23 protein-coding genes, 1 other RNA gene and 1 pseudogene are annotated in these 24,827 nt (G+C 58.1%); 4 read left to right on the plus strand and 21 right to left on the minus strand.

Features of this window, described 5'->3' with window-relative positions; genetic code table 11:
• Positions 1-34: 34 nt before the first annotated feature.
• Complete coding sequence (locus BOW52_RS02260; protein WP_078482463.1) at positions 35-967, minus strand: M23 family metallopeptidase; 933 nt, start codon at positions 965-967, stop codon at positions 35-37.
• A gap of 65 nt (positions 968-1,032) precedes the next feature.
• On the opposite strand from BOW52_RS02260, the gene BOW52_RS02265 reads away from it, so the two are divergent.
• Positions 1,033-1,473, plus strand: coding sequence for a DUF721 domain-containing protein (locus BOW52_RS02265; protein WP_078482464.1), 441 nt, complete (start codon positions 1,033-1,035; stop codon positions 1,471-1,473).
• Position 1,474: 1 nt separating this feature from the next.
• Here the strand turns inward: BOW52_RS02265 and lpxC are convergent, their stop codons facing one another.
• The 20 genes and pseudogenes from lpxC to rsmI all read right to left on the minus strand — a co-directional run bounded on the left by lpxC (position 1,475) and on the right by rsmI (position 21,876).
• Positions 1,475-2,386, minus strand: a complete 912-nt coding sequence (gene lpxC / locus BOW52_RS02270; protein WP_078482465.1) for a UDP-3-O-acyl-N-acetylglucosamine deacetylase — start codon at positions 2,384-2,386, stop codon at positions 1,475-1,477.
• A 159-nt stretch (positions 2,387-2,545) separates the two neighbouring features.
• Entirely contained in the window at positions 2,546-3,703 is a 1,158-nt protein-coding gene (ftsZ, locus tag BOW52_RS02275; protein ID WP_078482466.1) for a cell division protein FtsZ, read from the minus strand.
• Between the two features lie 60 nt (positions 3,704-3,763).
• Positions 3,764-4,999 (minus strand): cell division protein FtsA, encoded by a 1,236-nt coding sequence (ftsA, locus tag BOW52_RS02280; RefSeq protein ID WP_078482467.1) that lies wholly within the window; start codon positions 4,997-4,999, stop codon positions 3,764-3,766.
• A 2-nt stretch (positions 5,000-5,001) separates the two neighbouring features.
• On the minus strand, positions 5,002-5,790 hold the full coding sequence (locus BOW52_RS02285) for a cell division protein FtsQ/DivIB (RefSeq protein WP_078482468.1): 789 nt from the start codon (positions 5,788-5,790) through the stop codon (positions 5,002-5,004).
• Positions 5,787-6,731, minus strand: a complete 945-nt coding sequence (locus tag BOW52_RS02290) for a D-alanine--D-alanine ligase (protein ID WP_078482469.1) — start codon at positions 6,729-6,731, stop codon at positions 5,787-5,789. Before BOW52_RS02290 ends, BOW52_RS02285 begins: the two co-directional genes overlap by 4 nt.
• Positions 6,721-7,635: a UDP-N-acetylmuramate dehydrogenase gene (gene murB, locus BOW52_RS02295; protein ID WP_078482470.1), complete on the minus strand. Its 915-nt coding sequence runs from the start codon at positions 7,633-7,635 to the stop codon at positions 6,721-6,723. The genes BOW52_RS02290 and murB overlap by 11 nt, the downstream gene beginning before the upstream one ends.
• Positions 7,635-7,799: a hypothetical protein gene (locus BOW52_RS16910; protein WP_172840074.1), complete on the minus strand. Its 165-nt coding sequence runs from the start codon at positions 7,797-7,799 to the stop codon at positions 7,635-7,637. The genes murB and BOW52_RS16910 overlap by 1 nt, the downstream gene beginning before the upstream one ends.
• Entirely contained in the window at positions 7,796-9,256 is a 1,461-nt protein-coding gene (gene murC / locus BOW52_RS02300) for a UDP-N-acetylmuramate--L-alanine ligase (protein WP_172840075.1), read from the minus strand. The genes BOW52_RS16910 and murC overlap by 4 nt, the downstream gene beginning before the upstream one ends.
• On the minus strand, positions 9,253-10,350 hold the full coding sequence (murG, locus tag BOW52_RS02305; protein ID WP_078482471.1) for an undecaprenyldiphospho-muramoylpentapeptide beta-N-acetylglucosaminyltransferase: 1,098 nt from the start codon (positions 10,348-10,350) through the stop codon (positions 9,253-9,255). The genes murC and murG overlap by 4 nt, the downstream gene beginning before the upstream one ends.
• 4 nt (positions 10,351-10,354) lie before the next feature.
• Positions 10,355-11,540, minus strand: a pseudogene (gene ftsW / locus BOW52_RS02310) (putative lipid II flippase FtsW); the annotation flags it as partial.
• Positions 11,537-12,907: a UDP-N-acetylmuramoyl-L-alanine--D-glutamate ligase gene (gene murD, locus BOW52_RS02315; RefSeq protein WP_236725612.1), complete on the minus strand. Its 1,371-nt coding sequence runs from the start codon at positions 12,905-12,907 to the stop codon at positions 11,537-11,539. The pseudogene ftsW and the gene murD, both read right to left, overlap by 4 nt.
• A 6-nt stretch (positions 12,908-12,913) precedes the next feature.
• On the minus strand, positions 12,914-13,993 hold the full coding sequence (mraY, locus tag BOW52_RS02320; RefSeq protein WP_078482473.1) for a phospho-N-acetylmuramoyl-pentapeptide-transferase: 1,080 nt from the start codon (positions 13,991-13,993) through the stop codon (positions 12,914-12,916).
• Between the two features lie 2 nt (positions 13,994-13,995).
• Positions 13,996-15,363 (minus strand): UDP-N-acetylmuramoyl-tripeptide--D-alanyl-D-alanine ligase, encoded by a 1,368-nt coding sequence (locus tag BOW52_RS02325; protein ID WP_078482501.1) that lies wholly within the window; start codon positions 15,361-15,363, stop codon positions 13,996-13,998.
• A 5-nt stretch (positions 15,364-15,368) separates the two neighbouring features.
• Entirely contained in the window at positions 15,369-16,880 is a 1,512-nt protein-coding gene (locus BOW52_RS02330) for a UDP-N-acetylmuramoyl-L-alanyl-D-glutamate--2,6-diaminopimelate ligase (protein ID WP_078482474.1), read from the minus strand.
• Positions 16,877-18,589, minus strand: a complete 1,713-nt coding sequence (locus tag BOW52_RS02335; RefSeq protein ID WP_078482475.1) for a peptidoglycan D,D-transpeptidase FtsI family protein — start codon at positions 18,587-18,589, stop codon at positions 16,877-16,879. The genes BOW52_RS02330 and BOW52_RS02335 overlap by 4 nt, the downstream gene beginning before the upstream one ends.
• Positions 18,586-18,855 carry a cell division protein FtsL gene (gene ftsL, locus BOW52_RS02340; RefSeq protein WP_078482476.1) on the minus strand — a complete coding sequence of 90 codons (270 nt, stop codon included), beginning with the start codon at positions 18,853-18,855 and terminating at the stop codon, positions 18,586-18,588. Before ftsL ends, BOW52_RS02335 begins: the two co-directional genes overlap by 4 nt.
• On the minus strand, positions 18,852-19,793 hold the full coding sequence (rsmH, locus tag BOW52_RS02345) for a 16S rRNA (cytosine(1402)-N(4))-methyltransferase RsmH (protein WP_078482477.1): 942 nt from the start codon (positions 19,791-19,793) through the stop codon (positions 18,852-18,854). Before rsmH ends, ftsL begins: the two co-directional genes overlap by 4 nt.
• Entirely contained in the window at positions 19,790-20,248 is a 459-nt protein-coding gene (mraZ, locus tag BOW52_RS02350) for a division/cell wall cluster transcriptional repressor MraZ (RefSeq protein ID WP_078482478.1), read from the minus strand. Before mraZ ends, rsmH begins: the two co-directional genes overlap by 4 nt.
• 339 nt (positions 20,249-20,587) lie before the next feature.
• An RNA gene (gene rnpB, locus BOW52_RS02355) (RNase P RNA component class A) lies at positions 20,588-20,939 on the minus strand.
• A 43-nt stretch (positions 20,940-20,982) separates the two neighbouring features.
• The gene (rsmI, locus tag BOW52_RS02360; protein ID WP_078482479.1) at positions 20,983-21,876 is read right to left on the minus strand and encodes a 16S rRNA (cytidine(1402)-2'-O)-methyltransferase; all 894 of its coding nucleotides are present in this window, start codon (positions 21,874-21,876) and stop codon (positions 20,983-20,985) included.
• Positions 21,877-21,921: 45 nt separating this feature from the next.
• Here rsmI and BOW52_RS02365 point away from each other — a divergent pair, with 45 nt between their 5' ends.
• The 3 genes from BOW52_RS02365 to BOW52_RS02375 are packed head-to-tail and all read left to right on the plus strand — an operon-like array spanning position 21,922 to position 24,826.
• On the plus strand, positions 21,922-23,826 hold the full coding sequence (locus BOW52_RS02365) for a penicillin-binding protein activator (protein WP_172840076.1): 1,905 nt from the start codon (positions 21,922-21,924) through the stop codon (positions 23,824-23,826).
• 12 nt (positions 23,827-23,838) lie between these two features.
• Complete coding sequence (locus tag BOW52_RS02370; RefSeq protein ID WP_078482481.1) at positions 23,839-24,195, plus strand: YraN family protein; 357 nt, start codon at positions 23,839-23,841, stop codon at positions 24,193-24,195.
• A gap of 37 nt (positions 24,196-24,232) precedes the next feature.
• Positions 24,233-24,826, plus strand: coding sequence for a phosphoheptose isomerase (locus tag BOW52_RS02375; RefSeq protein WP_078482482.1), 594 nt, complete (start codon positions 24,233-24,235; stop codon positions 24,824-24,826).
• Position 24,827 lies beyond the last annotated feature (1 nt).

A 24,827-nucleotide genomic window follows, 5' to 3' on the forward strand; every position in this document is an offset into this window, starting at 1 on the left:
GTAATCCAATTGAGATGAATGAGAAGAAGCCGCCCTAACGGGCAGCCTTGATGTATTTAGATGGGTCGACTTCACGACCGTTGCGCAGCACTTCAAAATGGACATGAGGTCCGGTGGAACGGCCACTTGAACCCATTAAGGCGATGACCTGACCCTGATCGACACTATCACCCGCTTCGACCAGGTTCTCCTTGCTGTGACCATAGCGGGTCACGTAGCCCCCACCGTGATTAATTTCGACCATCTGACCATAACCCGACCGCTTGCCCGACCAGGTTACAACACCGGAAGCAACTGCAACCACGTTGGAGCCCATCTTACCCGCAAAATCGAGCCCTTTATGACGCTCTTGCTTGCCCGTGAAGGGGTCGGTGCGCTTACCAAAGCGAGATGAGAGCCAACCCTTCTCGATCGGCCGCCCCGCAGGGAAGACCTCCTTTTGTAGAGAGCGGCTCATCAACAGTGACTCCATCACGGTGAGCTGCTGTTCACGATCATCGATCTGCTGTTCAAGTTCGCTCAGCAGTTGAATGAAATCAGCAGAGGCGAGTGACTCCCCTTTCGCGGAGGGGGAAAATGGACCGCCTAATGCAGGTGGCGCCTCAAAGTCGAACTCCCCTTCATCGAGATTCGCAATTTTGGTCAGACGTTTGCCCAGTGCATTGAGTCGAATCACCTGAGCCTGAGCATCACCGAGCTTGATCGCCAGTGCATCCATATGCTCAGACATGGAGGTACGTAGCGCCTCGAGCTCCTGCTGCTGACGTGACACATCACTGCGCCACTCCTCTGAGACGGTTGAAACAGCAACCTTGCTATCCGTCGGCTGTCCCGCCCAGTAGCCTACGTAGAGCAGTGAGGAGCTAAACAACAGCAACAGAGAGAACAGCCCCAGCAGAACCCAGGGTGAGGTAAGCGTGATGACGCAGGCCTTGCGACAAGCGTTTGAATTTATGACAACGTTCATTTCGGCATCAAAACCTGAATCGATTACAATGAGTTGAAATTCGCAATGGAGCCTTCGCAGAGATCATGCCGGGCAAATCGACAAAACCGCTCTACCATCTACTCCGAGGCGTACTGCCTGATCGGGTCATTGCGCATGGCACACTACTGGCCAATTTTGAGCAGTTCATCGTCGAGCAACTTCCTGAACCGCTCAATGCACACTGTCGTGTCGCCAACCTGCGAAACGGTAATCTGATCCTCTATACCGATTCACCCGCCTGGTCGACCAAGCTTCGTTATTTGCTTCCAGCAATCAAACAGGCATTTGAGTCGCACTTTAAAACCGAGCTCAAGAACCTTTCGATCGAGGTCAAACCTGCACGACAAGCGCAAGCCCCACACCAGGGTCGGACAAAAATCTCACAAGCCAGCGCCGAACATCTGCGCCAATCTGCCGCTGCAACACCCTACGAACCACTAAAAGCCGCACTCGTACGGCTCTCACGTCATCCTAAGAGGGATTAACTCAGGTCGCTTGAACCGGCTTAATAAAGGAGATTGGTGCGCACTCGACATCTTCGAAGGTCACCTCTTCCCAGGCGCTTTCGTCTGCCATCAACGCTTTTAACAGCGTGTTATTCAACTCGTGTCCCGATTTGTGTCCACTGAAGGCACCAATCAGACTGCGACCTAGTAGATAGAGATCACCGATCGCATCAAGAATTTTGTGTTTTACGAACTCATCTTCGTAACGAAGACCATCTTCATTCAACACGCGGAAATCATCGACGACTATTGCATTGTCCTGACTACCACCGAGCGCCAGCTTGCGCTCACGCAGCTGCTCGATGTCACGCATAAATCCAAAGGTGCGCGCACGACTCACCTCTTTCACAAATGATGTGGTAGAGAAATCGATCAGCGCCTGCTGATTCTCTTCGTGGAAGAGCGGATGATCAAAATCGATACTAAACGAGACCTTAAAGCCTTCAAATGGTTCGAACGCCGCCCATTTTCCGTTATCTTCGACCTTGATTGGTTTTTTGATACGGATAAAACGTTTCGCGGCTGCCTGCTCTTCAATACCAGCAGACTGAATCAGGAAGACAAATGGTCCAGCACTGCCGTCCATAATCGGTACTTCAGGGGCACTGAGATCGACATAAGCATTATCGATACCCAGACCTGCCATCGCTGAGAGCAGATGTTCGATGGTTGAGATTCTTGCACCATCCTTAATCAGGGTAGTCGAAAGTTGTGTATCGCCAACATTCTCTGGACTCGCCTTGATCTCCATCGGCTCGTCGAGATCGACGCGTCTGAAGATAATGCCGGTATCTGGCGCAGCGGGTCGCAGCGTCAGATAAACCTTCTCTCCGGTGTGAAGACCCACACCTGTGGCGTGGATAACGTTCTTCAAAGTCCGTTGTTTTATCATTATCGAGCTACATCCCCATCCAGTATGAGTGCACATACGATCTCAAATTTGCCGTCATGCTAACACAGGCAAATCCCTCTGCAAAGTGCAGACACTTTACAGAAAAACACTCAAGTCACTGATCTCCCAAGGTTTCCACACCTCAGCGAACCAGCATTATTAGTCCGCCTGCTTTCTCAGGAAAGCGGGGATATCGAGGATATCAAGATCGTCCAGAGCAGCAGACTCGAGGCCATCACCGACCGCCTTTTGACGGATCGCCGTTGGACGCTCAAGCTCACGGTAGTCGATCTCACCATCAGCACGTTTCTCAACAAGCTTGACAGCAGGAGTCTCAGGTAGCGCCTCTTCCTTCATCCTCTCCTGACCGATACCAGTAGCAACCACGGTGACGCGCAGCTCACCGGTCAGCTCAGGATCGATTACGGTACCCACCACAACAGTCGCATCGTCTGAGGCAAGCTCACGAATCGTGCTACCCACATCCTCAAACTCTCCGATTGAAAGATCGAGACCCGCCGTTACATTTACCAGGATTCCGTTTGCACCAGAGAGATTTACATCCTCAAGCAGCGGACTGGATATTGCCGCTTCTGCCGCTTCACGCGCACGATTCTCACCAGAACCGGTGCCAGAGCCCATCATCGCCATACCCTTCTCTGACATCACAGTACGAACGTCAGCAAAGTCGACGTTGATCAGGCCCGGACGAGTAATCAGTTCGGCAATACCCTGCACCGCATTCTGCAGCACGTTGTTGGCCTCTTTAAATGCATCCAGAAGAGAGGCGCCCTTACCGAGTACCTGCAACAGTTTCTCATTCGGAATGGTAATCAATGAGTCGACATTCTGGCTCAACTCCTCAATACCGTCATTTGCGATCTGTAGGCGCTTACCACCCTCGAACGGGAACGGCTTGGTGACAACCGCAACGGTCAGAATTCCCATCTCCTTAGCGATCTCTGCAACAACCGGCGCACCACCGGTTCCGGTACCACCACCCATACCGGCGGTAATAAAGAGCATATCCGCACCTTCAATTACCTCCTGGATTCTTTCACGATCATCCATCGCCGCCTGACGACCAATATTGGGGTTTGCCCCGGCACCCAGCCCCTTGGTGATGTCATTACCCAGCTGCAACAACGTGCGTGCCGAGGCGTTACGTAGCGCCTGTGAATCGGTATTTGCACAAATGAAATCAACGCCCTCGATATCAGCCTCAAGCATGTGCTGTACCGCGTTGCCACCACCACCGCCAACACCAACAACCTTAATTACCGCGTTTTGCGAATAGGCATCCATTAATTCAAACATTTGCTCCACTCCTCTCCAGAAATTTGATTACTTACACTGTTCATTAATTCGATTTGAGCCCTACAGGCTCCCTTGAAACCACGATCTCATCCGCGACCAGACTCCCTTGAGCCCGGCACCACCTGACGTTTCCGCTACTTTCGATCCACGATTTTTCTTACCAAATAACAGCAGGCCAACGCCTGTTGCATGAATAGGATTGCGCACCACATCAACCAGGCCGCGCACATGCTGTGGCAGACCGAGTCTGACCGGCATATGGAAAATCTCTTCAGCGAGATCGACGACCCCCTCCATCTTCGAAGTACCACCCGTCAGCACTACACCGGCGGCAATCAGATCTTCAAATCCGCTACGTCGCAGCTCGGCATGCACCAGTGAAAGCAGCTCTTCGTAACGCGGCTCAACCACCTCGGCCAAAGTCTGACGAGCCAGTCGACGCGGTGGACGGTCACCGACACTCGGCACCTCAATCGTCTCATCGGCATTGGCCAGCTGAGTCAGTGCACAGGCGTATTTGATCTTTATCTCTTCGGCATACTGATAGGGAGTTCGCATCGCCACTGCGATGTCATTGGTCACCTGATCACCGGCAATCGGAATCACTGCAGTGTGGCGAATCGCCCCCTCGGTAAAGATGGCGATATCGGTGGTACCACCACCGATATCGACCAGACAGACACCCAGCTCTTTTTCATCATCACTGAGCACCGAGTAACTCGATGCGAGCTGTTCAAGAATAATGTCATCAACCTCAAGGCCGCAGCGACGTACGCACTTGATAATGTTCTGCGCTGCACTCACTGCACCGGTGACAAGATGTACCTTCGCCTCCAGGCGTACACCCGACATGCCGACCGGCTCTTTAATCCCTTCCTGGTTATCGATGATGAACTCCTGCGGCAGTACATGCAGGATCTTCTGATCGGCAGGGATAGCTACCGCACGCGCCGCATCGATCACTCGATCCACATCGCTATGGGCCACCTCACGATCCTTGATCGCGACAATGCCGTGAGAGTTAAGGCTACGAACATGGCTACCGGCGATACCTGCATAGACCGAATGAATCTGACAACCAGCCATCAGCTCCGCCTCCTCCACGGCACGCTGAATCGACTGCACCGTCGATTCGATGTTAATCACCACACCCTTCTTCAGACCGCGCGAGGGGTGTGAACCGATACCGATAATATCGATCTCCCCTTCTCCGCTAACCTCACCGACGATCGCAACCACCTTAGAGGTTCCGATATCCAGTCCGACAATCAGGTTCTGTTCACTCTTCTTCGACATTCTTATCCCTCGCTTTTTGGTGCGCCGGTTGGTGACTTCCAGCTCACTGCAAAGCCGTTGCTATAACGAAGATCGACACTTTTTACCCCTGCATCCTGTCCTGCCATCAGGCTGGGGTAGACACTGAGAAAGCGCTGCAATCTCCTTTCCGGGTCGGTACGACCCAATTCAAATTCGATTCCATTCTCTACTTCCAGATGCCATGAACGGCGCTGATCCAGTTCCAGCCTCTTCAGTGGCAACCCCACTGTGGTCAGAGGCGGCACTACTGCTGCGTACATCTCTGCCAACTTCTTCTCCAGACCGCGCGGCCCTTCAAGTCGTACCAGCCCCTGCGGCATCTCACTGCGTGACGGGGTAAAGATCTCACCACGTCGATTAAGCAGAGAACCCTTACCCCACTGCGCAAGTGGCTGCTGTTCGCTCACCTGCACCCAGAGCTTGTCGGGCCAGACCCTGCGTACTGAAACTCGATCAACCCACGCCAGCTCTCCAATCGCGCGTTGGATCGCGCTCACATCGAGATTAAAAAATCCAACGCCCACATAGGGCTGCGCCACCAACGCAATCTGTTGCTGGTTGAGAAAGACAAAAGCCCCCTTCTCAACCACCACCCGCTCAATCGGAAAACGCTCCGCATCGTGTAGCAGGGTGTAGACCCAGGCCATCGGCCCGAGCAGAATCGCCACGCTCACCGCCAGCCCCAGATAACGCGGATTGATCCAGCGACGCTTCTGTTTTGGCTCAATACGCCGATTGCTCTTCTTTTTGCTCTTACGAAGCGCCCTCATTGCACGACTCCGTCAAAGCTCGTATCCAGGATTCGCAGTACCAGTTTTTCAAAATTGATACCCGCTTCGGTCGCAGCCATCGGTACCAGACTGTGGTCAGTCATACCCGGCACCGTGTTGACCTCAATCAGCCAGAATGCGCCCTGCTCATCACGCATAAAATCGACTCGACCCCAACCCTCTGCACCGGCCGCATTGAACGCCGCAAGTGCCAGAGCGCGTAGCTGCTGCTCATCCTCACTATCCAGACCACAGGGACAGTGGTAGCTCGTATCATCGGCCTGATACTTCGCTTTGTAGTCGTAGAATGCGTGCGGTGTCTCGAGCCGAATCGGCGGCAGCGTCTCTCCGCCAAGTAGCGCCACCGTATACTCGCCGCCGCTGATCCATTGCTCAGCAAAAACCATCTCATCAAAGACAACCGCCGCATTAAACGCTGCCTCAAGATCCTCAACGCGTTCAACCCGACTCATACCGATGCTTGAACCCTCACGCCCCGGTTTAACCATCAGCGGCAGACCGAGTTGCGCCACCACCGCTGCCGCATCAAAGCCGCTACGCAGCTGCAAAAATTTTGGTGTTGGCAGATCACTGCCTGTCCAGAGTTTTTTGCAACGCAGCTTATCCATACCCAATGCCGAACCGAGTACACCGCTACCGGTATAGGGAAGATCCAGCAGCTCCAGCGCTCCCTGCACTACACCGTCCTCTCCCATGCGCCCATGCAGCACGATGAAGACACGATCAAAACCTGCTTCAGCCAGCTCAGCCAACATTCCGGCACGAAAATCGACACCCTGTGCATCGACACCCTGTGACTGCAGTGCCGCCAACACCGCACCACCGCTATTCAGCGACACCTCGCGCTCAGCCGAGTCACCGCCCATCAGCACCGCGACCTTGCCGTAGTCAGCAGGGGTATGTTGTGTGCTACTGCTCATCGCCCCCTCCTGTCGGCTCACCGATGATGTGGACCTCTTGCTCAAGCTCAACGCCATGGATTGCGTGAACCCGCCTGGCAACCAGCTCAATCAGTGACTCAATATCGGCTGCGGTGGCACCGCCATTGTTGATAATGAAGTTGGCGTGTTTCTCCGAGACCGAGGCAGCCCCGATACTCAACCCTTTCAACCCTGCGCTATCGATCAGACGCGCCGCATGATCACCCTCGGGATTACGGAACACCGAACCGCAGCTCGGCAGACCGATCGGCTGCGCGCCGCTGCGCTGCTCAAGCAGCTCGCGAATACGCTGCGTGTTGACCTCAACATCGCCCACCTCAAGCCGCAGTGTCGCCGCCGCAAACCACTCGTCGGCAGGCCCCTCAACGGAGCGATAGGCCACCTTGAACTCTTCGGGGCTATGACGATGCAACTCTCCGTGACGATCAACCGTCTCGATCTCGATCAGCAGCGACCATGTCTCACCTCCGAAGGCCCCGGCATTCATCGCCAGAGCACCACCGAAGGTGCCGGGAATACCTGCCAGAAACTCTGCCCCGGTCAACCCCGCACGAGAACAGAAGCGTGCGAGCTTGGCGCAGGAGATACCCGCCTCTGCACGAATGGTCTCGGCCGTGCACTGCTCAGCGTGATCAATAACACCCTTGGTCATGATTGCTGTGCCTCTGAGACCACCATCACGCACCAGCAGATTGCTACCAAGACCAATCCAGTAAAGCGCCTCACCAGCAGGTAGTGACTGCAGGAAAGCACACAGATCTTCAATGTCCGCAGGACGATAGAGGCGTTCGGCAGGACCACCGACGCGCCACGAGGTGTGGCGCGACATCGACTCGTTGAGCAGCAGCTCGCCGCGCAGCCCATTATCGAGTGCCGCCGCCATCATCGCTTGCCTCCGACACTGCGACGCTTCATCACCGTAGTAACCCGCATCATGCGTGGTTTGTCTGAACCACACTGCTGCGCCTTGCGCAGACGCTGTAGTGCACTGTGGTGGCAGACCAGTGGTTCGCCACAACCCAGATGGAGTTGATAACGCATCTTCATGCTGCACCTCCCTGTACCGCCGCATCGCTGGCCGGTTCCGCATCGGCTGCCAACTGCTGCGCAACCACACCGATATTGCCCGCTCCCTGCACCAGCAGAATGTCACCACCACGGGCCACACTGGCGACCAGCTCAGCGATCTCGCTCGGCCGCTCAACAAAAACCGGATCGACCTTGCCGCGGGCACGGATTGCACGCGCCAGGGCACGACCATCGGCTCCGGCAATTGGTGTCTCTCCGGCCGAGTAGACCTCGGTCAGAATCACCGCGTCACACTCGGAGAGCACCTGGGCAAAATCATCGAGCAGGTCGCGGGTACGGCTATAGCGATGCGGCTGGAAGGCCATCACCAGACGGCGCTCGGGCCAACCATCTCGAATCGCCTGCACCGTAGCGGCCAGCTCACGCGGGTGGTGGCCGTAGTCATCAACCAGCAGCGCTCGGCCCGACTCAAGTGGCAGCTCACCGCGCACCTGGAAGCGCCGTCCGATACCCTCAAAGCGTGCCAGACCCTGCTGAATCGACTCATCGTCGACACCCAGCTCAACCGCCACGGCAATCGCGGCCAGCGCATTAAGCATGTTGTGTCGCCCAGGTAGACTCAGGGTGATCGCCAATGGCGCTTCGCGACCCGGCAACATCACCTCAAAGTGGGTATTAACCCCCTGCTGCGAGATATTCATCGCCCGCACATCGGCATCTTCAGCAGTACCGTAGGTGAGCAGTGGACGGGTAATACGCGGCAGCAGTTCGCGCACCTCATCATCATCTATACAGACCACTGCCAGACCGTAGAACGGCAGGTGATGAAGGAACTCAATAAAACTGTCACGCAAGCGATCGAAGTCCCCGCCGTAGGTCGAGAGGTGATCGGCATCGACGTTGGTCACCACTGCCAACATAGGCTGCAGGAACAGGAAGGAGGCGTCGCTCTCATCCGCTTCGGCCACCAGGTAACGGCCAGCACCGAGACGCGCGTTGGTCCCAGCACTGTTGAGCTTGCCACCGATGACGAAGGTCGGATCGAGGCCACCCTCACCGAGCAGTGAGGCGATCAGGCTGGTGGTGGTCGTCTTGCCGTGGGTACCGGCCACGGCGATGCCGTAACGGAAACGCATCAGTTCAGCGAGCATCTCTGCACGCGGTACCACCGGGATACGCCGCTCCTGTGCAGCCACCACTTCAGGATTATCACTGGTCACCGCACTGGAGATCACCACCACATCGGCATCGGCGACATTCTCCGCCTGATGGCCAAAGACGATCTCTGCACCGAGCGAGCTGAGTCGTTCGGTCATCGCATTCTGTTGCAGATCGGAACCGGTCACCTTGTAGCCAAGATTGAGCAGCACCTCGGCGATACCCCCCATACCCGCACCACCGATGCCAATCAGATGGATCGAACGCATACGGCCCATTGGATTGAGCATCTCACCCTGCTGCATATGACCACTCATGCGGCATCTCCTGTACGACAGAACTGCAGACACTCAGTTGCGACCACTGATGTCGCATCCGGCATCGCCCTGGCACGCGCCATATTTGCCATCTCCACCAGACGAGCACGATCACTGATCAGTCCGCGCACCATCTCAGCAAACATCTCCGGTTCGATGTCGCGCTGCTGCAGCAGCAGTGCGGCACCTGCATCGGAGAGGTAACGGGCATTGGCGCTCTGGTGATCATCAACGGCATAGGGGAACGGCACCAGGATGCTAGCGACACCAGCTGCGGCCAGCTCGGCCACGGTCAGCGCACCGGCGCGGCAGATCACCAGATCGGCCCAACCGTATGCCCCTGCCATGTCAGCGATGAAGGGAAGCACTTCCGCATCAACACCGGCAGATTGGTACGCTTGTTTAGCCTCTTCATGTTTTCCGCCACCCGCCTGATGGCGAACCACGGGACGCTCCGATTCGTTAAGTAACGCCAGTGCGGCGGGCAGTTGCTCATTGAGCGCCTGTGCACCGAGACTGCCACCCAGCACCAGTAGCCGTACCGGACCTGTATGCTCTGCCATACGAACATTTGGTGCCTCGAGCGCTGCAATATCGGCACGCACCGGATTACCGGTATGTATCGGTTTGCGTGAAACGGGGAAGCTGCCAGGGAAGGCCTGCATCAATCTGGTTGCGATGCGCGAGAGCAGACGATTGGTCAATCCAGCGATAGCGTTCTGTTCATGTACCAGCAGAGGTTTACCCATCAGCCTTGCCGCCACACCGCCGGGGCCGGTAACAAAGCCCCCCAACCCCAGAACCGCATCGGGACGCACCTTGCGCAGAATCGCGATAGAGCGCAGCAGCGCCTTGAGCAGGACAAACGGTGCTGCAATAAGACGTCTGATACCGGTACCACGCAGCCCCTGTACCTCAACTGCCTCGAGTGGGAAACCGGCCTCGGGCACCACACGCGACTCAAGACCGTGTGGGGTGCCCATCCAGACCACCTCAACCTGCTCGTCGCGCAGACGCTCAGCCACCGCCAGCGCCGGAAAGACGTGTCCACCAGTGCCACCAGCCATCACCAGTACCGTCCCCCTGCGGCTCATGACTTCTGCCCCCACGGTATCTGCCCCTCATCGGGCGTGGTGCGCAGCTCATGATCGGTACGTACCACCATCCCGATCGCAAGTGCGGTAACAATCAGACTACTTCCGCCATAACTCATCAGCGGCAGGGTCAGCCCCTTGGTCGGCAGCAGCCCCATGTTCACGCCCATGTTGATAAAGGCCTGCACCCCAATCCACAGCGCAATGCCGTAACAGAGGTAGGCGGGAAAGCGGTGACCGCGCTGTTCGGCACGTGCTGCAATGGCAAAACTGCGCCAGACAAAGAATGCAAACAGCACCACCACCAGCGTCACGGTGACAAAGCCGAGCTCCTCACCGATCACGGCAAAGAGGAAATCGGTATGTGCCTCAGGCAGGTAGGAGAGTTTTTGCACACTGGCACCAAGCCCGACGCCAAACCACTCGCCGCGACCAATCGCCATCAGCGCCTGGGTGAGCTGGAAGCCGCTATTGAAGGGATCGGCCCAGGGGTTGAGGAAGGTGGTAATACGCTGCATACGGTAGGGGGATGAGACTGCCAGAATGACCATCGCCGCGAGCACCACTCCGAGCCACATGCCAAACAGCCAGAGGCGTACCCCACCGATGAAGAGCATACCGAGCGCTGCGGCCATCAACACCACCGTGGTTCCAAAATCGGGCTCCAGCAGCAGCAACAGTGCCGTAAAGCTCAACACACCCATCGGCACAAAGAAGCCCTTGGCGGTGTTACGTACATCGTGGCCACGGCGCACCAGATAACCGGCCAGATAGATAATCACAAACAGCTTCGCCAGTTCGGAGACCTGCATATTGATCACACCGAGTGGTAGCCAACGCACCGCACCATTGACCTCGCGACCAACACCGGGGATCAATACCACCATCAGCAACAGCAGCGCACCGACCAGCAGCGCCATGCTGGCACGTTCCCACTGCACCATCGGTGTCTTCACCACCAGGTAGCCGCTAAGCAGCGCAACTATCATGTAAACACTCTGACGGAAGAGAAAATGGAACGGCGTATCGTAGAATCGGTCGGCATAGGCGATTGAGGCAGAACCGACCATCACCAGACCGAGCGCGGCCAGTGTGAAGACGGTACCGAGCAGCCAGAAGTCATACTCGGCCGGCTTGCGTTTAACCGCCGCGCGTGAGGCCTGACCCGCTGTAGCTGCAACCGCACTCATGCGAGCAACCTCCCAACCGCCTCAACGAAACGCTCACCGCGCTCTTCATAATTTCGGAACATATCGAAGCTGGCGCAGGCGGGCGAGAAGAGTACCGCATCGCCCGACTTGGCCAGGGCGGCGGCTTTTGCCACCGCCTCATCAAGATCAGCCGCATGGACCACGTCAGTGGCGCCATTGACTGCTGACTCGATCAACGATGCATCTCGACCGAAGAGCACGACGGCACGCCCCTTATCCGCTAGCGCCTCACGCAGTGGTGCAAAATCGGCACCCTTGCCCTCACCCCCGGCAATCAGAACCACTGGGGCTGCAATACCTTCAATCGCGGCGATTGTCGCACCAACGTTGGTCCCCTTCGAATCGTTGAACCAGCGCACACCCTCCGCCTCGGCCACCCACTGACAACGATGCGGCAGACCGGTGAAGTGGCGTGCCGCTTCAACCATCGGCTCGAGCGCTAGACCTGCCGCCGAACCAAGCGCCATTGCCGCCAGCACATTGGCGCAGTTGTGGCTGCCGACCATGCGCAGTTCAGCGGCGGCCATCAGGCGCTGATCGCCATAACAGAGCCACTGCTCACCCCCCGCCTCGAGCAAACCATATTCACCGCTTTTGGGTGGCTTGAGAGTGAAGCAGACGACATTCTCCTCCCCCCTGACCATGTCAGTGACCGCCATATCGTCACAATTGACCACGCAGACAGCGGTGTTGTGAAAAATGCGACGCTTGGCCGATATATAGGCCTCCAGATCGTTATAACGATCCATATGGTCGGCCGAGATATTGAGCACCGCGGCAGACTCGCACTGTAGCGTGTTTGTTGTTTCAAGCTGGAAGCTGGAGAGCTCCAGTACATAGAGATCGGGGGCCTGCTCCTGCAACAGATCGAGCGCCGGGGTGCCGTAGTTACCACCCAGCCTCACCTCGCGCCCGGCCGCCTCAACCATCGCACCGACCAACGCGGTCACAGTGCTCTTACCGTTGGAGCCGGTAATGGCAACCACCGGCGCATCGGCGTAGCGAGCAAAGAGTTCGATATCGCCCATCACCTCGGCACCACGCATCATCGCCTCAGAGAGCGGTAGCTGACGTAGATCAACGCCAGGACTGACAATAATGCGTTCGGCCGTGGCGAAAAGCTGTTCAGAGAATTCACCTGTGAAGAGGGCCACATCGGGCAGTTGCTCACGCAGCTCATCGAGCATCGGTGGGGTCTCGCGGCTGTCGGTCACTGCGACCGACTCGCCACGCGCCGCAAGGAAGCGCGCAACCGACAGCCCGGTTTTACCCAGACCGACGACCAGCGTCCGCTCCTCATGCCCCGTTGTCATCTGCTCTTCCATCAATGTTTCAGCCGTCAACATCTCTCTTTATCGAATCTTCAGTGCTGCCAGTCCGATCAGCACCAGAATGACCGTAATAATCCAGAAACGGACCACGACCCGTGTCTCCGGCCACCCCTTCTCTTCGAAGTGGTGGTGCAGCGGCGCCATGCGGAAGATGCGCCGACCGGTCAATTTGAATGAGGTAACCTGCAGGATCACTGAGACGGTCTCGACCACGAACACACCGCCCATGATGAACAGCACCAGCTCCTGACGAACCAGTACCGCCAGCAGACCGAGCGCGGCACCGAGTGCCAGCGCACCGACATCACCCATGAAGACCTGCGCGGGATAGGCGTTGAACCAGAGAAAACCGAGTCCGGCACCGACCATCGCGCCACAGAAGACCACCACTTCACCGACCCCACGCACATAGGGCAGACCGAGGTAGCCAGAGAAATTGGCGTGACCGGTAACGTAGGCGTAGATCGCCAGTGCACCGGCCACCATGACCGTTGGCAGAATCGCCAGCCCATCGAGGCCATCGGTCAGGTTGACCGCGTTGCTGGTACCGACGATGACAAAGTAGGTCAGTACCACAAAGCCGACACCCAGCTCGATCGTGACACTCTTAACAAAGGGCAGGATCAACTGCGTCTCAACCGGTGAAGCGGTTTTATAGAGATAGATCGCCACACCGAGCGCCACCACCGATTGCCAGAAATATTTCGCTTTCGCCGAGAGCCCCTTGGGATTGCGCTCCACCACCTTGCGGTAGTCATCTACCCAACCGATCGCACCAAAGGCGATGGTGACCAGCAGCACGGTCCAGACGTAACGGTTACTCAGGTCTGCCCAGAGCAGGGTTGAGAGGGCGATGGCGACGATAATCAGTGCCCCACCCATGGTCGGAGTACCCGCCTTGGCGAGATGGCTCTGTGGCCCATCGTCACGGATCGCCTGACCGATCTGGTGATAGCTGAGCTTACGGATCATCGTTGGGCCGATTACAAATGCAATCACCAGCGCCGTCAGCACCCCGAGAATGGCACGCAGGGTCAGGTACTGGAATACATTAAATCCACTATGGAATTGCGCCAGATAGTTTGCTAATTCAAGCAACATCGTTAATGTCCCGCTCCACTCGTCTCATCAATACTCAAACCTTCAACCACCTGCTCCATTCGGGCGGAGCGCGACCCTTTCACCAACAGCGTCACATCGGCAGCAAGCTGATCTCGCAACGCCTCGATCAGCGCTTCTTTCGACTCAAAGTGAAAAGCCTCAGCACCAAACGCCTCAACCGCCGCCGCGGAGAGCTCACCGACCGCGTAGAGACGATCGATACCAAGCGCCTTTGCCTGAACGCCCACCTCGGCATGCAGTGCCGCTGCATCGTCACCCAGCTCTGCCATATCACCCATCACCAGCCAGCGATGTCCGCCGATACCAGACAACACCTCGACACCCGCCTTAAGCGAAGTAGGGTTGGCGTTGTAGCTGTCATCGATCAGCTGTGCACCAGCATGCGCAGCCCTCAGCTGCAGACGCCCCTTTGGCCCCGTCATCGCAGCCAGTCCACGACACACCTGATCAAGATTGGCACCAGCGGCGAGTGCTGCGGCTGTAGCCGCCAGCGCATTCATTACATTGTGACGACCGGGCAACGGCAGATTTATCGCGGCGCTACCAATCGGGGTATTGAGTTCGAAACGCGTCGTAACAGCGCCACCAGCCACAGCCATCTCGATATGACTAGCGGTCACATCAGCGGAGTGTTCAATACCAAACTGCAGCGTGCGATGACTACCCGCCAGCTCTCGCCAGCGCGGAGCAAAGCGATCATCGGCGTTGATCACCGCCACACCGTCACTACTGAGTCCCGAGAAGATCTCACCCTTCGCCTCGGCCACTCCCTCGAGCGAACCAAAACCTTCCAGGTGGGCATTTCCAGCATTGGTAATCAGCGCCACATTCGGCCTGGCGATCTCGGTCAGATAGGCAATCTCGCCGGCGTGGTTGGCACCCATCTCGATGACCGCTGCGGTCTGCTCATCCTCGAGCCGCAGCAGCGTCAATGGCATGCCGATATCGTTATTCAGGTTCCCCTCGGTGGCGAGCACCTCGCCGCCCACGCCGAGAATCGCCGCCAGCATCTCCTTCACCGTGGTCTTACCGTTGGAGCCGGTCACCGCAACCAGTGGCTGCTCGAACTGCTCGCGCTGCCAACCCGCCAGCTGCCCTAGTGCCACACGGGTATCCTCAACCACCAGCTGCGGTAGCGATGTCTCGCACTCACGGCTCACCAGCACGGCCACGGCGCCTGTCTGCGCCACCTGCGCGGCAAAGGCGTGACCATCAAAATTGGGGCCGCTCAGGGCGATAAAAAGTGCCCCCTGCGGCAGGGTTCGACTATCGGTTGAGACGGCAGCAATCGAGACATCTTCACCGATCATGCGGCCATCAAGCAGTGCTGTGAGCTGTTGCAGACTCATCGGCTTCACCCCCGCTCCCCGAGCAGACGCTCAACTTCGTTCCGATCACTGAAGGGGCGACGCTCATCACCGATCTGCTGATAGTTTTCATGCCCCTTACCAGCCACCAGCACGATGTCCTGCGGCTTGGCATGGAACAGGGCGAATGCGATCGCCTCACCACGATCGCGCTTGATATAGACACTGTCGGGGTTATCCATACCATTGAGGATCTCAATGACGATGCGCAGTGGATCCTCGCTACGCGGGTTGTCATCAGTCACCACCACGTAGTCAGCAAACTGTTCTGCAACGGCGCCCATCTCGAGACGTTTGCCACGATCTCGATCACCACCGCAACCAAATACCGCCCAGAGGCGACCGTCGCAGTGGTCGCGTAGCGCTGCCAGTGCCTGCTCCAGTGCATCGGGGGTATGGGCGTAGTCAACCACCACCAACGGTGAGTCCGCTACTGAGAAACGTTCCATACGTCCAGTGACGGTCGGGACCGAACCGATACGGCTGATCGCCTCACCAAAGGGAAGCCCTATCACCAACAGTGCGGCGAGCGCACCGAGCAGGTTACTGGCGTTGAAACGACCCAGCTGGTCGGTACGCAGTCGCACCTGCCCCCAGCTCGAATCGATATCGAAGCTCATCCCCTCGCCGCTCAGTTGCAGATTGCTACCAACCACATAACGATCACCGCTACGCGCCGCATCGGAGAAGCCGTAGCTAACCGACTCAAGTTCAGTCAAAGAGGTGAGCAGCTCACAGCCGTTCTCATCATCACCATTGATCACCGCAGCACGCAGCCCCGGCATAGCGAAGAGGCGACGCTTGGCGGCTGCATAGTTCGACATATCGCCGTGGTAGTCGAGATGATCGCGACTGAGGTTGGTCCAGAGCGCCAGATCAAACTCAACACCGTTGACCCGCCCCTGCTCCAGCGCGTGAGAGGAGACCTCCATCGCCACCTGATCGATGCCACTATCGCGCATCTCAGCCAGCAGGCGCTGCAGAGAGATCGCATCGGGAGTGGTATGGGTCGCCTCAGAGAGGCTACCGACACGACCGTTACCGAGCGTGCCGATGACACCACAGGGCGATGCATCGCTATCGAGCCCTGCTGCCACGTAGTGAGCCGTTGAACTCTTGCCATTGGTGCCGGTAATACCGGTCACCACCATGCCGTGGCTGGGGTGACCGTAGAAGCGTGCCGCAATCTCACCAAGGCGCTGGCTCAGGCCTTCAACGGCTATCACCGTCGTGGGTAGCGCGCTCAGCGCCTCACCATCGATTCCTTCAGCAGGCTCCCAAAGAATCGCGACCGCACCGGCCGCATGGGCAGCAGCGGCGTGGTTAACACCATGTTCACGGCTGCCAGCACAGGCGCAGAAGAGCGTGCCCGACTCGACGGCACGACTGTCGAGCGCCAGCGCGCTGATCTCGACATCATCGGCCGCTGAGACAACCACAATCCCTTCAAGCAGCGAACCGAGCATCTGCCCGGTACGGATCTGTTCTGCCACCATCATGCGGGCCCCCTCTTCTCGGTAGAGGCGGAGGCGCGCACAGGCATATCATCGGGCGGCAGCCCCAGCAGCCTGAGCGCCCCACTCATCACCTTGGAGAAGACCGGTGCCGCAACGGCACCTCCGTAGTAGTCGCCGTTGCGCGGATCATTGACCATCACCACCATCACCAGCCGCGGCTCGCTAACCGGTGCCATACCGGTAAAGACCGAGTGGTAACGATCTTCGGCATAACCACCTGCAACCGCTTTATGCACCGTGCCGGTCTTGCCCGCGACACGGTAACCGACCACATGCGCCTTATATCCAGTCCCTTTACGGCTCACGACACCCTCGAGCATGTTACGAACCTGACGCGCTACCTGCGGGGTAATCACCTGCTCGCCCTCAGCTGGTTCACTGTTTTTCAACAGGGTCACCGGATACTGCGCCCCATCGGCAGCAAGCACTGAGTAGGCATGCGCCAGCTGCAGCGGCGTAACGGAGAGGCCGTAACCGTAGGAGTGGGTGGCGTGTTCAACCTTGCGCCAGCGATGGAAGTTACTCAGCACACCGGCCGACTCACCGGGGAAACCGCTTGCGGTCGACTCACCAAAACCGACCCTTGAGAGCATCGACCAGAGCTGCTCACTCTCCAGCTTCTGCGCAATTTTGCTGGCACCAACATTGCTCGATTTAACCAATACATCACCGATACTCAGCGCGCCGTAATCACGGAAATCACTGACGGTTTTACGTCCAATTCGGTAGTAACCCGGCGATGTATTGATCACGGTGCTCGGCTTGATCAACCGATTTTCCAGCGCACTGGCAACGGTAAAGGGCTTGATCGGCGAGCCGGGCTCAAAGACATCGGTCACGGCGCGATTACGCCGTGCGCTGCTCTTCTGACCGCTGCGACGATTGGGGTTGTATGAAGGCTGGTTGACCATCGCCAACACCTCGCCACTGCGCACGTCGAGCAACACCAGCGAACCCGAGGTCGCTTTGTGCTGTTTTACCGCCGCCTTCAGCTCACGGTAGGCAAGATACTGGATACGACGATCGATACTGAGCTGCAGCGGCTGACCAGGGCGCATAGCACGGATCAGCTCCACCTCTTCGATAATTCGACCACGACCATCGCGCACTACCCGCTTGGCACCCGGCTCACCTCGCAGCGACTCGTTGTAGGAGAGTTCTAGCCCCTCCTGACCGAGATCGTCGATGTTGGTCATACCAACCAGATGCGCGGTGACCTCACCGGCTGGGTAGTAGCGGTGAAACTCACGCTGCAGTGAGACCCCTGGCAGATCTAGCGCCATCACCTTGCGCGCCAGATCAGGGCGTACATGACGCTTCAGATAGACAAACTCACGTCCCTCGCGTTTGGCAAGCAGACGCTGCAACTTCTCAGTCTTCAGCCCTAGCAGACGCGCCAGCTGCGGCAGCTCGCCGCTTGCCAACATCAGCTCCTGCGGATTGGCCCACACCGAATCGACCGGGGTACTGATCGCCAGCGGCTCGCCGTTACGATCGGTAATCATGCCGCGATGGGCGGGGATCTCGACCACGCGTAGATGACGCGCATCGGCCTGATTCTGCAGGAATTCACGATCGAACAGCTCCAGTTGCGCGGCACGCCCCAACAGCGCCGCCATGCCAAGCAGAAACAGGCCGAGCGCCAAATAGCGCCGACCTTTAAAAATCTCTACTGACTGCTGCTCGCTCATGGGGTAACGATCACAACCTCGCTCGTATCGGGGATCTTCATCCCCAGCTTCTCTCTCGCTGCACGTTCAATTCTGCCGTGGGTAGACCAGGTGCTCTGCTCCAACTGCAGCTGCCCCCACTCGGTATCCATCACATCACGCTCACTCTGTAGTGAGCGCAGCTCGATAAAGAGCTTGCGCGTCTCATGTTTGGCGTAGACCACACCAATCGCCGAGACGAACAGCGCAGGAAGCAGAAAGGCCATCGCCATCAGCTGCCCACTCATGCCAACCGCTCCGCCACGCGCAGCACCGCACTGCGGGCGCGTGGATTTTCATCCACTTCATCCCGACTGGCGCGGATCGCCTTACCTAAGGACTTCATCTTTGCGTTGGTCTCGACATGCATGACCGGCAGATCGTGCGGCAATTGATCACCGCGCACCTGATCACGGATAAAACGTTTCACCAACCGATCCTCGAGGGAGTGGAAACTGATCACCGCCAGCCGCCCACCCGGCGCCAGAGCATCGACGCTCTGCGCCAGCACTGCCTCAACATCCTCGAGTTCACGATTGATATAGATCCGGATCGCCTGAAATGAGCGCGTCGCCGGGTGTTTATGTTTTTCCCAGGCCGGGTGAGCTGCCGCCACCACCTCAGCCAGCTGACGTGTCGTGGTCAGCGGTTTCTCATCACGCGCCTCAACGATCGCTCTGGCGATACGCTTGGCAAAACGCTCCTCGCCGTAGCGCTTCAGCACCTCGGCAATCTCCCGATCACCAGCACGCGCCAGCCAATCGGCAGCACTCTCACCGCTATCGGGATCCATGCGCATATCGAGCGGACCATCGTTGAGGAAACTGAAACCGCGGCGCGCGTCATCGAGTTGCGGCGAGGAGACACCGAGATCGAGCAGAATGCCGTCGACTCGACCACTCCAACCACGCGACTCAACAAACTCTCCCAACATCGCAAACGACCCCCGCTCGATCGAAAACCGACTATCACCGGCAAAGCGCTGCTCTGCCGCCGCTACCGCTTCGGGATCCTTGTCGATCGCCAGCAGGCGACCATCGGGTCCCAACACCTCCAAAATCGCTGCGGCGTGACCACCGCGACCGAAGGTTCCATCTATATAGATACCCCCACCATTGACCGATAGCGCCTCAAGCGATTCAGCCAATAGCACCGAGCGGTGCGCCACCTCGCTCTCGCCACTCAAAGCGAGAGAGATTCCAGGTCGGCTGGCAACGCCATATCGTCGCCATCATCCTCATCGAGCCAGCTGTTGCGGCGCTCACTCCAGCTCTGCTCATCCCAGAGCTCGAACTTCTTGCCCTGACCGATCAGCACGACCTTCTTATCCATTACGGCAAACTCACGCAGCGGCGGCGGCAGCAGCAGACGCCCCTGACCATCCATCTCACACTCGGTGGCATGCCCGATCAGCAGGCGCTGAACACGGCGCGCCTGGCGGTTAAAGCTTGGCAGCGCGTCGAGTTTGCGTTCGATCTCTTCCCAGACCGGCAACGGGTAGAGCAGCAGGCAGCGCTCATCGGTATCGATGGTGACCACCATTTGACCTGCGGAGAGATCACGAATGCGTTCGCGATAGCGGGTAGGCACCGCCATACGACCTTTTGCATCGAGATTGAGATTGTTAACTCCGCGAAACACGCTTCCCCCACTGTGGGTCTTATTTTTCCATTATTTTCCACTGGAACCCACTTTGTACCACTATAGGAGTCAGATTTTGCCTTTGCAACAAAGATTTTGCCTTTGCAACAAAATGGACCGGTAAAAACGGGATACTTACTTGTATGACAGTGACTTAGCGATGTTTTGTAGAAAATATTGGCAAAATCTCGCGAACGACTAAGAGAGTAAAATCATAGGCTTGCAAAAAGGTGTTAAGAACCCCTCTGAAAAGTAAAAATAGGAATAATATTTTTTGACTCCGAGGTGGGGAAAATTGCCGAGCCCCCTCACGAGCGGAGGGGGTTTGCGCAAAATTGGGTTGGGAGTCGGCCTGTAAGCCGGGTTCTGTCGTGAACAGTCATTCATCTGCGATGCGTGTCGCCACGCACCTGAAGCGACCTACCCGGGAGCAGCGTGGGCCACGCCTCAGCTCCCCTATTTGGTCTTGCTCCGGGTGGGGTTTACCTTGCCGCCGAGTGTTGCCACCGACGCGGTGCGCTCTTACCGCACCATTTCAACCTTACCTGTACTCCCGAAGGAGTCATCGGCGGTATCTTTTCTGCTGCACTTTCCGTCGACTCGCGCCGCCCAGGTGTTACCTGGCACCCTGCCCTATGGAGCCCGGACTTTCCTCCGCCCCCTAAGGGGCCGCGACTGTCCGGCCAACTCCCGCCGCATACCATACAGCCTGAAAAAAATTGTTCAATGCAGATCTATCCATCGCGCTCAGCCTGCAGCAGGTGCTGGTAGATCGCATTTTTCTTTTCACCACTGATCTTCGCCGCCAATGCCGCCGCCTGCTTCAGCGGCAGCTCGTCGCGCAGCAGCTGCGCGATTCGCAGCACCTCGTCATCAAGCCCCTGCGACTCTTTTTTGATTGCACCCTCAATCGCAACCACAAACTCACCACGCTGTTGATCACTATCGGCCTCAGCCCAGGCCAGCAGCTCGCCGAGCGTGGCGTGCTTAATGGTTTCAAAACGTTTGGTCAGTTCACGCGCCACCACCGCAGGCCGCTCTGCGCCCAATACCGCCACCATGTCGGCGAGTGAGTCGAGGATTCGATGCGGAGATTCATAGAAGGTAATGGTGCGCGACTCATCGCCGAGCAGCTCAAGACGGGCGCGGCGCGCGGCCGATTTAGCGGGCAGAAAGCCCTCAAAGCAGAAACGGTCAGTCGCCAGCCCACTGGCCGAGAGCGCGGTAATCAGCGCACTCACACCGGCAACCGGCACAACGCTGATACCCTGCCGATGCGCCTCACGCACCAGATGGTAACCGGGATCACTGATCAGCGGGGTACCGGCATCGGAGATCAACGCCACCGACTCACCCCCCAGCAGCATATCGATCAGCACACCACAGCGCTGACGCTCATTGTGCTCATGCAGGGCAAACATCGGCGTGGTTATCGCAAAATGCTTCAGCAGACCGCCGCTATGACGGGTATCCTCGGCAGCGATTCGATCGACCGTTTTCAGCACCTCGACGGCACGCGGTGTCATATCACCGAGATTGCCGATCGGTGTCGCTACTATATAGAGTCGACCATACTCAATTGACACCTTCCACGCCTCCCAAGATACTGGGCATCCGACGAGCAGCATGCTCCACCGGCTCAACCCTCAACGCGCGCCATCGTGCAACGGATAGTGAATAACTTGCAAGTGAAACGGCACCACCTAACCCGACTGGGAATCCTGACGCTCACCGCTCTACTGATCGGCTGCAGCACGACGAGTAGATACCTCGGTTATGGCGACTCACCGTCACGCACGCCCGTTCAGGTTGAGGATCGCAGCAAGACACTCGACGGCGCTCAGCAGTGGCTGGTGCTCTCGGCCCGCTCACCGACACCGCTCCGTCAGGAGTACCAACTCAACGCCGCCGAACTGCTGCTGCGCGCCAACAACCACGACGATGCCAAGACTCTGCTCAGCATTATCGATACCAGTAGCGTCGATTACTCTCTACAGCTGCGTAAGTCACTGCTGCAGGGCGAGATCGCCATTTTCGAAATGGATGCGCGCAGCGCGCTTCGTTGGTTGCAGCCCCCCGAAGATTACCCCATCGCCGACGAACTGCGACCGCAGCTCCACAGCCTGCGTGGGCAGGCCTTCTACCTCTCCAGTCGCTGGCAGCAGAGTGCCGCCGAGCGTGTTGCCCTGGAGCCACTTCTACTCGACCCGCTCGATGTTAACGACAACCATCAGATCATCTGGCTCACCCTCTCACTACTGAGTGACGAGGCGCTCTCCGCTGCCGCCGATGAACTCCCCTCGATGCTCAACGGCTGGATGGAGCTGCTCGCCATCAGTCGCGCCTACCGTTTTCAGGCCAGCCAGATGGAGTCGGCACTCGCCAACTGGCAGGCGCGCTACCCCACACATCCCGGCATGCAGCAGCGCATCCCCGACATGCTCGCCCAGGCCCGCGAGGTATCACGCCTCGATGGACCGCTGGCCCTGCTACTGCCACTGAGCGGCAAACACGCCGCTGCGGGCCATGCCATTCGAGACGGTTTTCTCGCCGCGCACTACGCAGGCAAGGATGAGGGGCGTAACGGCGAGGTACGCATCTACGACACCATCGGCGGTGCCGAACAGGCCTACAATGCCGCCCTACGCGACGGTGCCCAGCTGGTGATTGGCCCTCTGCGCAAACAGGCGGTCACCGACATCGCCTCGATCGGCTCACTGCAGGTACCGGTTCTGGCCCTCAACCATGCGCTAAGCGATACCCCACGCAACCTCTACCAGTTTGGCCTCTCACCCGAGGATGAGATCGTACAGATCGCCGATCAGGCACTGATGGACGGCTATTCCAGTGCCATCGCCCTGGTACCAAACGGCGCCTGGGGTGATCGCCTGCTACAGACCCTGCAGAACCGCTGGGAGCAGTTCGGCGGTGAGATGTTAGAGGTTCAACGCTACACCTCCAGCGGCAGCGACTTCTCGGCACCGATCCGCGCCCTGCTCGATACCGATGCCAGCCAGTCGCGCAAGCGCGCACTCACCCGCATCATCGGCGGCAAGGTGAAGTTTGAGCCACGTCGTCGTCAGGATGCCGACATCATCTTCATGCTCGCCTTCCCACGTCAGGCGCGCCTGATCCGCCCTCAGCTCAAGTTCCACTACCTCGGCAAGATACCGATCTACGCCACCTCGCACGTCTATACCGGCCACCCCGACAAGGCGAAGGATCGTGACATGGACGGCATCCTCTTCTGCGACATGCCGTGGACGCTGGGCAAATCACAACAGCACAACCCTCTACGCCAGCAGCTGCAGACACTGTGGCCGAAGCAGATGAAACGCTCGGCACGTCTCTACGCACTCGGCATCGACGCCTACAACCTCGCCCCGGCACTCAATGTACTGGCGAACCGCCCCGGTACCCGCGTTGAGGGTGAGAGCGGCACCCTCTATCTCGATGAGCAGCACAACATCCGCCGCATCCTGCGCTGGGCCAGCTTTGTGCGGGGCGAACCGCGACCCCTGGTACAGGCCGCCGCTGGGGTGAAGACACCGAGCGGCGCGCAAGCCGACGAGCAGTAGTTAAAACCGGGCATGGACGCACGAAAAAAAAGAGGCATTGAGGCCGAACAGGCCGCCTGCAAACATCTCGAGCAGGCTGGTTTAAAGTGCATCGCTCGCAACTACCACTGCCGACGGGGGGAGATCGACCTGATCATGCTCGATCGCAAACAACTGGTGTTTGTCGAGGTTCGCTACCGAAGCAATCCACACTTTGGCAGCGGCGCCGAGAGCGTCACCAGAGCCAAACAGCAGAAGCTAATCGCCACCGCCAGCCACTACCTGCAGCAGCAACCACACCATGGCGCCAGTCGCTTCGATGTAGTCTCACTCTCACCCCATCAGAACGGCTTCGAGATCAACTGGATTCAAGACGCATTCCAGGCATAATGGGCGGTTAGCAAGGCCATCAACAGCGAAGCGAATAATGGATCAGATCAGCCAAATCGAACAACACTTCAGCGAGAGCATCGAGGCGAAACAGCGCACCATGGAGATGATCGCGCCGAATATTGCTCACGCCGCTGGGGTGATCACCCAGGCGCTGCTCTCGGGCCACAAGATCCTCTGCTGCGGCAATGGCGGCTCGGCTGCCGACGCACAGCACTTCGCCTCAGAGATGCTCAACCGCTTTGAGCGCGAGCGCCCCGGACTGCCAGCTCTGAGCCTCAGTACCGACAGCTCCACGCTCACCTCGATTGGCAACGACTACGACTACAACGAGATCTTCGCTAAACCACTGCGTGCGCTGGGCCAGGCGGGTGACATCCTGCTGGCGATCTCCACCAGCGGCCACTCAGCCAACGTGCTGGCCGCCATTGAGGCCGCGCACAACCGCGAGATGATTGTCATCGCGCTGACCGGACATGACGGCGGCACACTGCCGGCACTTCTCGCCGAAGAGGATGTCGAACTGCGTGTCGTCGCACAACGAACCGCCCGCATCCAGGAGGTCCACATCTTGATCATCCACTGTCTGTGCGACCTGATTGACCGCCAACTGCTGGGCAACGAGGAGTAAT

The sequence above is a fragment of the Solemya pervernicosa gill symbiont genome (assembly GCF_002020875.1).
Lineage (GTDB): Bacteria > Pseudomonadota > Gammaproteobacteria.